The organism is Bradyrhizobium sp. 35, assembly GCF_023073215.1.
Taxonomy (GTDB): Bacteria; Pseudomonadota; Alphaproteobacteria; order Rhizobiales; family Xanthobacteraceae; genus Bradyrhizobium; species Bradyrhizobium canariense_D.
Genome location: NZ_JADPJC010000143.1, coordinates 1 through 9,515, shown reverse-complemented (window position 1 = coordinate 9,515; position 9,515 = coordinate 1). Strand labels below are relative to the sequence as shown.

Sequence of the window (9,515 nt, the reverse complement as noted above, 5' to 3'; positions counted from 1 at the left end):
TCAGTCGATCGACAAAGCCACTCGGTCCTTGCCGCAGCGGGCGAGCGCTTCAAAGATCGCCTGCCAATGTCCGCGCTTAGCCCAGCGATTGAACCGATTATAGATCGTCGTGTAAGGGCCATAGTCGGACGGGCAATCGCGCCAGCGTGCGCCGCACTGGAGCATGTGAATGATACCGCTGATAATGCGTCGATCGTCTTCGCGCGCCGGGCCGGTCTGGTTCGTTGGCAGATGCGGCTCTATCTGAGCCCACTGCTTGTCGTTGAGCCAGAACAGTCCTTTGCGCATCGAAGTCCCCCGTGCCGAATCAACTTAGCACCAGGGAATCAGAACTCGCTAATTAGGTACAGACCCTAGACTGGACGATGCCCTTTCCAGTCACTCCCGCAGCCGGAGACGATCCCCGCCAGTTTCAGATTCAAGGCCCGACGGGGGTTCGCCATCCGATTATCTCCTTACTGGCAATCGACAACCACACAGACCGCGTCTCTGGTCTCGGCACGGCGTTCCGGATCGACCCCTTCGGAGGATATCTGACCGCGCAGCACGTGCTTGAAGCATGGCTCGGGCCTTCGCGCCCGCGGTCGACGGTTGTAGGTCTGCTCAACCCGGGGCTTATTTATGGGCGCGCCCCGATTGGGGTCGAGGGGATGGTCGTGATTGCGTCAGCGACCGCCTTTCGCACCCCGCCAGAAGATATTGCCCTTGATTGGCTGCTCAACCGTGACTCGAGCCGCATGTCACTCGACTGCATGACGCTGTCGTTCAAAGCGGACAACACGCGCCTGCACGAAGTACGCGATTTTCTGCCCCTGCGGCTGACCGGAAAATGGCCCGAGATCGGCGATGAAGTCATGGCGGTGGGATTTCCCGAACTGCGTTCGATACAGGACCGCGAGATCGACACGGATGTTCTGACCGAGCGCATGTATGGGTCTATTGGCCGCGTAACGGCAGTGCTGCCGAGTGGCCGCGAACATCGGCCTTGGCCGACATTTGCGGTCGACAGCCATTGGCCAGGCGGTATGAGCGGAGGACCCGTGTTCAACCAGGACGGAGAGGTGATCGGCCTCGTCAGCTCAAGCGACGAGCCGGGAAGCGACGGTGCGCAATCCTACCCCTTCTGGTTTGCGCCGATCCCAGGTCTTCAACGCAACCTCCCTCACGTCGACCCATCGAACCCGGGATGGGTGCGCGGTTGGGCGGTGGTGCGCAACGCTCCTTGGCATGTTGCGGCAATGACCAACGACCGCGCACGGGCAGAGGAAATCTGCGCGACGCTGGCGTCGGACTATTCGGTTCGCTTGGGCTCCCTGCGGGCAGGCTCAGATGATTTTATGAGTTCGGCCGATTAGGCGGGTCAGCTAACTTGGAAGCCGACCAGGTTGCCGATTTCACCAAGTCGTAGGCCCGACCTTTCCCACGCGTAAATTCAAGGCAGCGACGCCAAAATGAGCAAACCATTTGATCTTCTCAATCTCTATGCCCGCTTCAGCCGCGAAAGATTTCGGTCACGGCGCCCCAGACAGCCCAGGAATTTTTGGCGGCGATCGGCGCGCAGCTTGACAAGGCATTGACCGATGACATTCTGATCCCGGGCCAACGAACCGCGGCAATGTTCGAAGCCATGGTGGTGGCGCTTGGTCATTACAAGCTGATGAAGGTCGAAGATACCGGGCGCGTCTATCCTGTCGGCAGATATCGGGCGCCCGATTTCAGAATCGTACTGGAAGACGACGAGCAATGGCTGGTCGAAGTCAAGAACGTCTACGAGGCAGATCCGGTCCGGCAAGAACGTCAGATCATGACACCGTCTTATCTGTCCTCGCTCGACAGCTACGCGCGGGCAACACGGGCCGCGCTCAAGGTGGCCGTCTATTCGGCCAGATGGGGCATCTGGACGCTCGTATCCCCGCACGATCTGCTGGATGAAAATGGCTACCTCAAGCTCGACATGAAACATGCCGTCCGCTTCAATGAGCTGGGCAGGCTCGGCGATATGACAATCGGCACAACGCCGCCGCTCACACTTCGGCTAACCGCCGACACGCCCAACGCCATCGGCCCCGACGGAATGGCGCCTTTTACGGTTCGAGAGGTCACGATGCTCAGTGAGGATCGTGTCCTCACGCGTGCGGTCGAGCAGGAGATCGCGTGGATATTCATGAATCTCGGGGAATGGGCCGAGCAGGAGACCAAGGCCATTGTCACTGACGGAAGATTGTCGGCGATCGAGTTTTCTTGGCTGCCCGAGGAACGGCTCAACGAGGACACTGAGAGATTTGAAATAATCGGCACGCTGAGCCGGATGTTTTCCCGCCACTATTCGCAACAGGCCAATGGAGAACCGGATTCAGTGCAAATTGAACTTGAACATCGGCCCAACTGGTTCGCGCCACTGGTATCATCCGACCACAAAAGTGATGCGTTGCCGCTATGGCGCTTCATCCAGCAGCCGCTCGCGGTGAAGACCGCGAACAAGAGTTGAGGTATAGAAACGCCGCGCGGAGCCGTGAGCCGGCAACAGCGCCGAGAACCAAGAATCCAGCATAGGGCAAGCACCAGCCGATGATCGCAAATACAATGCCCGTGAGGGTCGTCGGAAGCGCGGGTGCATAGGCGCTCCAGGCTTGCGCCATGATCGGCTTGTCGTAGTCAACCGCTACGCCAGGATGGCCGCAGGCGTGACGCCATCCGCCAAAGCCGATTGCTGCTCGTTCAGCCGGTCCAGCCTTCGAACATATTCCGTCATTCGCTGCGCCTGGTCGCGCACCAGTGGTTCTGGGTTCTTCGCCATCACCGAGTGCGCCCGATCGGTCATAACCCGAGCGGCGGGAGTCCTCGTCGAAGTTGCGCACAATGACTGTCAGCTCGTCGGCTGCGCCACGGAGCTGCTGCCTATACTGTTGCAGGAGCTCAGGAATCTGCGCAAACAGCAAAGGGTTGCGTCATCTGCTTGCGACCAACGTTCACTGCCGGTGGCCTAGCCTGCCGACGCATCACACACCACGCGGGGTACCGACATGCCTGCCATTGAACCAAAAAACGTCACCGCGCAAATCCTAATACTGTTCACTAGTGTCGACGCCTTTCGCCGTGAATACGAGGGGCGCGCAGCCTAGTTCAGCCAGTGGTGAAGGAGCAGGCGCCGATGTTTTCCTCGTGGCGGCGGCAGCGAAAACCGCGCGGGAATCCGACCTTCATCAGCTTCAGCCACTGCGCGAGATACGAGCGTGATCGGCACGCACGTTCCTGCGTGATCTGAAGCTCCGCGCACAGGAACGCCGCGCCGATTTCAGCGACCAATTCCTCGGCGGCGTAGGCCGCCGAAGCGTTTGCCGAACGTGCGATCGAGCCTGTTTCGCGCCGGGTCAGCTCGTGGACAAGCGTGCGTAATAGCCTTCGCTTGCGGGACAGCGTTTCGGTGCCGCAGAACATTTCCTCCGGAGGCAGCTGGATACGATCGGTGGAGGGCCGGTAAAAGGCCCGGTCGCCGCCGTGCTCGATGCGCGCGCCCGTCGCTCTCACGAACGCATCGGCGCCTGCGATGCGGGCGACCGGACCGAGAGGCTCCGGCACTGGGTTCAGGGCGTAAGCCTCGACCTGCGCCGCGTTGAACACCCGCGATGCGCGGGCGACACGCGGTTTGCCGTCGTCATCCGCAACGTCGGGATCGGGCTCGGCGTCGAATTCCTTGTTGAAGATCACAGGGCTCGATTTCACGCCTGCGCGAACCTGAGCGCCAAGCTCCGACCGTTGTTTGTAAGTGGCCCACACGGGCGAGCTGAACCCCTTTAATTGGGCGGCGACCCAGAGACTCACGATATTGATGCCGGTATAGCCGTTCTTGGTCAGCACATTGACCGGCATGAAGAGAGCGCCGGATGATTTGCGCCAGGGTAATTATGGTCTGTCGGGATTCGCTTCGATTGCGGCCACAAGCTGGGACGTGATCTCGGATTAGCATCCTTCCGGGTGGAGACGCTGGTTGATTGAGGGGACATTGCATCGCCTTTCGCTCTTGCGAGCCCGCCGTGATTGGCGGTCTCGATGCCGAGCGAAGGCGGCGGTGCCTGACGAAGTGCCATACGCTTCGAATCCCGGCTAGTCACAGCACTTATTGCTGTAAGCCCACAAGACTCACAGGGAATTGACGAGCATAGCTCCTGATCTCGTACGTTCAACCTGAAGCGGATTCGAACCAAAATTGTGAAACATCGGCTTGGTATAGCTAATGGTATTCTCGGTTTGGTAAATTATAAAATTGTGAATTTTCAGTTAGTTGGTGGTATTCTTTGATTCGGGCCAGGGGCTTGCGGGGCCATGGAAACGAAGCTTGGCCGCCACCGCCTTCCTCGACCATGCCGAGGATATTCGACCACCTCTCCAACGAGAGGGATCGCCGCAGCCCGCCCCCTCCGGCCAGCTGTGACATAAAGGCGCCAGGCGCTCGGCACCCTTGAAGCCACGGATCGATGGGATCATTCCAGAGCAACTCGATCGTCCCCTGAAGCACTACGACATCGCCAATAACAGGGTCGACGATCCCGCCCTGGGATTTGGAAGAGACCGCACAGGCCATCGTCGCGCTGGGAATGCTTGATCACTTTCTTTCCTATACAAGTCCACGTGACCCAAGCTTTTCCCATAACGAATCAACGGTGCACTGAGTCAGTCGGAGCCCGAAGACCTTGGCCAAGACCTGCTGCAGTTCGATCTTCGTTTCCAGTGTTTGTGTTTCCCTAAATTGGCTGCGAGTCAATCTGAGCTTCTTGTTAAGCAAGGTTGCACGTCCCTCCGATGTCAGCACACTCATCATGAGGACGGATGGAAAGGGCATACGGTCCCAGCGTGCGCAGATGAAGTTGGCGCCCTCGAAATCGGGTGGCAGGGCGACGGCTCGGTCAATGCCGAACAGAGCGAACCATTCATCTTCGTTCTTGCGTTCAAGCACGAGCTCTCCACTGGCCGGGTCGGGCCGCAGACGAAACACGTCCCCGCCAACTATTTGCTGCTCCTTCGCATCGATTCGTAGCGGTGCAATCGGTGCCTGACCGGGAAAGCCGGCATCAGCAAGCCAGTCGCAACCCTCTATGGTCACGATCAATGCATGATGTGTGCGTGGGCCACCTTCCGAAGCCCCCATGCGCACCCTGCAAAGAATTGGCCGGACCGTGAAATCTAGTTCTTCGAGCGCCAAGCCAAACAACTTGTTCAATTCGAAGCAATAGCCGCCTCGCCGGGCATCGATAAGTTTGGCCCAGATCGAATTCTCAGTCAGATCGGGGATATCGCCCAGCAGAACATCAATGTTCTCATAGGGGATCGCTCGCATTTGAGCCTGCTGGAGCGCAAGAAGGCCGTCAACCGTTGTCGGGACTTGAGCAAGACCGATCCGATCGAGATAGGTCGCAATCTTAAATGCCATGGCACGTCCTCTGATGTCTGGATTCGTTTGATTAAGCCGCCGGAAGCGCGATGACTTCGCAGGCGACGCGTAGAAGGTGGCCATCTCTCCTATAGAAATGAAACAGCCCCAGCACTTCCGGCGACAGCCTCAGTGCCAGTATCGAGCCAACGGGCCATTTGTGCACGGCCGGAGCAGCCCGTAGGACTCCCGGTCCGCGGCGATTTGCAACGGCGATCTTCCAGCCTTGCGAATCATTTCGTGTCGCCTCGCCGCGAATGCTCCGCGTTTCGAGATCCACTGCCGCCCGCGATCCACCATCACTAAGTAGAGAACGGCGACAGCTACCAGCTGAGGAATCGCTCTCAGCTACACCAGCAGTTTCTGCCGCGTTCAACATGACATCACCCTTGATGAATCGTAGTTACGAACCTGCAGCTCTTGCGCTACTAACGAGCGGCTGTCGCTCTTTTGGTTGCTCAGCCGACGGCAGCGATAAGGCGCCACGCCTGTATCGCGCAACCAGGCGCCCTCCGGTGGCGCGCCGGTCTGCCAGAACACGTCGATCGGGATGCCGCCACGCGGATGCCGGTAACCGCCGACGCGCAGCCACAGTGGTTTGATCGCCCCGGCAATGCGTCGGCCGACTAGCGCTGTGCATTCATCATGCAAAGCGCCGTGTTTGCGGAACGAAGTCCTGAACTGCTTCAGTGATTTGGAGCCCACCAGTGCCTCGTCGGGCGCGTAGTCGATTAGGATGAAACTCGGCTGACCGGTCACGGGCAGACCGAGGTGAATTCCGGGCAGGTGCAGCGCACGATGGCGGGCGGTCCGTCGCCGCGCCTGAGCGGCGCGTTTTCGAGGACGACCTTATCTGGGCTTCCTGGCGTCTCGACGTGGGCGCCGACCTGTGTAAAGTTCCGGGTGGTAGGCACGGGCAACTCCTTGATGCATGCCGCCGGAAGTGCGGCCGTCGAGCCGGGCATCGCCGATGAAGTCCTCCTGATCCACTGCCGCTGCTCTCGAGTGGACGACGACATCGGAGAAGCCACCGAGATCGACGCAAGGGTGAAGCCGCAGAACCTTCCAACCCCGTCCCCGCACGCCGAGAAACTTCGTGTTTGAATGATGACGCGCTCAGTCGCGTGCAGTCACCTCCTGAGTGCTCAGCTCCGCTGCCTTCTTGCCTCAACGATTGCATCCATATTGCTGGCCTGGTCGCCCCACCGATGTTGAGGGTTAGTAGTTGGTCGACATCGGCAGGCTTGTCGACGGGCGACATCTTGGCCCAACAGGCGACAGTGCGAGGGCGCGCGCCGCTGGCGAAACGCAGCAGATAGGCCGATTCACGACCGTATGTCTTGAGTGATACATAGGTCACGGTTTAGTCCTTGATGAGCGCCAGAAATTCGCTACGCAGTATCTTGCTGTCGCGGAAACACGGCGCATGATGCTGGTCACCATAGTGGTTCCCGTCTCGCGAACGCCTCGCCAGATCACGCACTGGTGCCGCGCCGTAACGATGACGGCCAATCCCCTCGGATTAATGCGGCGCTCTAGCTTATCTGCCAACATAATATCGGCTTCCTCTTGGATTGCGCGAGCGCCATGATCCAGTTGGCCACACGCACAACTTTGCTGATACCGATCACCGACACCAGGCAGCACCCCGACCCACATGCGGTGGAGCTTGTGGGGGCCGAACCATCCCGAGCCGCCGGGCCGCAATGAGCCGAACGCGGCCGAGAGAAGCGCGGCGGGCGCCGGCGGTGAAGCCGGCGAGATCGGGGCAACCCGGCTCGCCGATCACGAGCGTGGGTTGCGGTGTGGAAAGGTCCGGGAGGCGCATCGAAAACTCTCAACGAAAATGCCAATGACCGGAACAAAGTGGTGCGAGCACGCCGATCTCAGGGTGATGGAGCCAAGCGCGTAGGTCTCTTGCAGGCAGCCCGCGTTTGGCAAGTTCCGTAGCCGCAGGGCTAGCTTCAAAGCGCTCGACGAACACCTGGCGCACGTACATCTTGGCTATCCGTTTTGCGGTCGCAGTCGTGTTGTGATCGCGGCTAGTGTCGATAACCAAGCCTCAAGCAAGACTGCAAGTGCTGCTCGACTTCTGCTTGTATTGTCTCACCCTCACCGGGCCGCAAGTATTCTGCGACATTGGCGTTTATTCCAAAGGGCACGCCTGCGTCGAGCAGGCGTTTACGAGTTGCTTGCGTTGAGCTCATCAAACATCCTAGCCGGGCGCTTTGCCTCGCTCTCGCGCGAGCAAGTTGATCTGCGGGCGCTTCTGCATTTCGCTAGTCCACATGATGCCCCTGGCGTCGGAACGGCCGCTTGTCGCCACCTGATCTGCGATTACCTGGCGCATGGCCTTGATATCCTGGATGAGTTCGAGACTTCCACCGTGTCGGCAATATGGCCGGTCGAGCGATGCCATCCATTGTGCTGCGTAGCGCCTCCAACGTTCGACGAATGACGGAGTTGTTTGATGGAATAGATAGCTTTCATCTGAACTCTTGAGTGGTGACGGCGAGAGACCGCTGTCTTTGAAATGCGTCCTTCACCGTCGCTGCAATCAACGTGCCGAAAACCGCCTTCCTCGTCTTGCTGCAAGAGAACAACACCATTGCGCTTTGCGAGCGCGCGCGGAAACATTTTGCGCCCTGATGGCGGGGACCGGACATTAACGTCTTCAAGACGACCCGGCTGAAAACAGACATAGCGGCGTGAAAACATGAGCCGGTCCCCTTGCCGACCTCGCTTGCGTCTGCGCCATGTGCCTGAAAGTACATTCAGTGAAGCCTAGTCGAATCGCACGAGCTTCGTTCACAAACGCCCTCATTTATGTGACGCTTCAATAGCCTTCACTTTGCGTATCGATTCCGTCACGGAGCGTCTACCCATTGAAAGCTGCAACAACGGCGGACAGCGCTGTTCGCTCCGTGACATCAAGGAGATCGGAGCGTGCACGAATTAAATCAGCAAACAGGGCCCGATGGTCCCTCAGGTGGGGGTCCAGTTTGACCTGCCCCCGAGCTTTCATCCAGCGGCAATTAGAGTCTCGGCTTGTTTTACGCCACGAGGCGCGGGTGGAGCAACATGCGATCGGCGGAGCTGGTCGGGGTTGCGCAGCCGATCGCATGTTGCGGTGAGGGAGGCGGCGTAGGCCGCCGGGGTGAGATAGCCCAGCGCCGAATGTGGGCGCTGGCGGTTATAATCGTCGGCCCATTCGGCAATGCGGCTGCGGGCGTGATCAAGGCTGAGAAACAGGGTTTCATTGAGAAGCTCGTCGCGCATTCGGCCATTAAAGCTTTCGCAGAACCCGTTCTGCATCGGCTTGCCCGGCGCAATGAAGTGCCAATCGATGATGTGCTGCTCGGCCCACGCCAACATGGCGTTCGAGGTAAACTCGGTGCCATGGTCGGAAACGATCATGCCGGGCTTGCCGCGCTGTTCGATCAGCGCGGTCAGTTCGCGCGCCACTCGGCGTCCCGAGATCGAGCTATCGGGGATCGCCGCCAGGCATTCCCGGGTGACGTCGTCGACGACGTTCAGGATCCGGAAACGCCGACCGCACGCGAACTGGTCATGGACAAAGTCCAGCGACCAGCGGGCATTCGGCCTGGCCTCGACCAGGATTGGAGCCCGTACGCCCACAGCGCGGCGGCGGGCGCGCCGCTTGCGTACGGTCAGGCCCTCCTCGCGATACAGCCGGTAGATCCGGTTGATCCCGGACGGCTCGCCGCGCTGCCGCAGCAGCACGAACAGCCGCCGGTAGCCGAACCGCCTGCGCGCATGGGCGAGCTCACGCAACTCGATGCGCAGTTCGGTATCCCGCCGCCGACACGAGCGGTATCGGATCATCTTGCGGTCGGCGCTGACGATCGAGCAGGCCCGCCGTTCCGACAGGCCGAGTTCGGCCTGCAGATGCGCGACAGCCTCGCGCTGGGCGGCGGGCCCTACCATTAATGGGATGACCCGCCCCGTCCTCTCAGTCAGACTGAGGTGGCTTTTGAAAGGAGGAAGCAATGAGGACACGGAACAAGCCCAGGCCGGCAACGGTGTTTGGGATCGACATTGGCAAGAACCTTTTCCACGTCGTTGG

General features: G+C 59.7%; 5 protein-coding genes and 3 pseudogenes. 2 read left to right on the top strand and 6 right to left on the bottom strand.

The genetic code is table 11. The features are described from left to right. Positions 1 to 30: 30 nt before the first annotated feature. Positions 31 to 288: pseudogene (locus IVB36_RS28745) on the bottom strand (transposase); the annotation flags it as partial. A gap of 77 nt (positions 289 to 365) precedes the next feature. Between IVB36_RS28745 and IVB36_RS28740 the strand changes: the two are divergent. Both IVB36_RS28740 and IVB36_RS28735 read left to right on the top strand, forming a co-directional pair. Beyond that, positions 366 to 1,355: a serine protease gene (locus IVB36_RS28740; RefSeq protein ID WP_247393978.1), complete on the top strand. Its 990-nt coding sequence runs from the start codon at positions 366 to 368 to the stop codon at positions 1,353 to 1,355. A 185-nt stretch (positions 1,356 to 1,540) separates the two neighbouring features. Next, entirely contained in the window at positions 1,541 to 2,488 is a 948-nt protein-coding gene (locus IVB36_RS28735) for a hypothetical protein (RefSeq protein ID WP_247393976.1), read from the top strand. Positions 2,489 to 2,662: 174 nt separating this feature from the next. Here the strand turns inward: IVB36_RS28735 and IVB36_RS28730 are convergent, their stop codons facing one another. The 5 genes and pseudogenes from IVB36_RS28730 to IVB36_RS28710 form a co-directional block, all read right to left on the bottom strand. Further along, a complete protein-coding gene (locus IVB36_RS28730; RefSeq protein WP_247393974.1) occupies positions 2,663 to 2,800 on the bottom strand; it encodes a hypothetical protein in 138 nt (45 codons plus the stop codon). Between the two features lie 323 nt (positions 2,801 to 3,123). Continuing rightward, positions 3,124 to 3,870, bottom strand: a complete 747-nt coding sequence (locus IVB36_RS28725; RefSeq protein ID WP_247393972.1) for a zincin-like metallopeptidase domain-containing protein — start codon at positions 3,868 to 3,870, stop codon at positions 3,124 to 3,126. Between the two features lie 745 nt (positions 3,871 to 4,615). Beyond that, positions 4,616 to 5,512: an arylamine N-acetyltransferase gene (locus IVB36_RS28720; RefSeq protein ID WP_247393968.1), complete on the bottom strand. Its 897-nt coding sequence runs from the start codon at positions 5,510 to 5,512 to the stop codon at positions 4,616 to 4,618. Between the two features lie 387 nt (positions 5,513 to 5,899). Beyond that, positions 5,900 to 6,342 (bottom strand): annotated as a pseudogene (gene queF / locus IVB36_RS28715) (preQ(1) synthase); the annotation flags it as partial. 2,107 nt (positions 6,343 to 8,449) lie between these two features. After that, positions 8,450 to 9,376 (bottom strand): annotated as a pseudogene (locus tag IVB36_RS28710) (IS3 family transposase); the annotation flags it as partial. Positions 9,377 to 9,515: the final 139 nt, after the last annotated feature.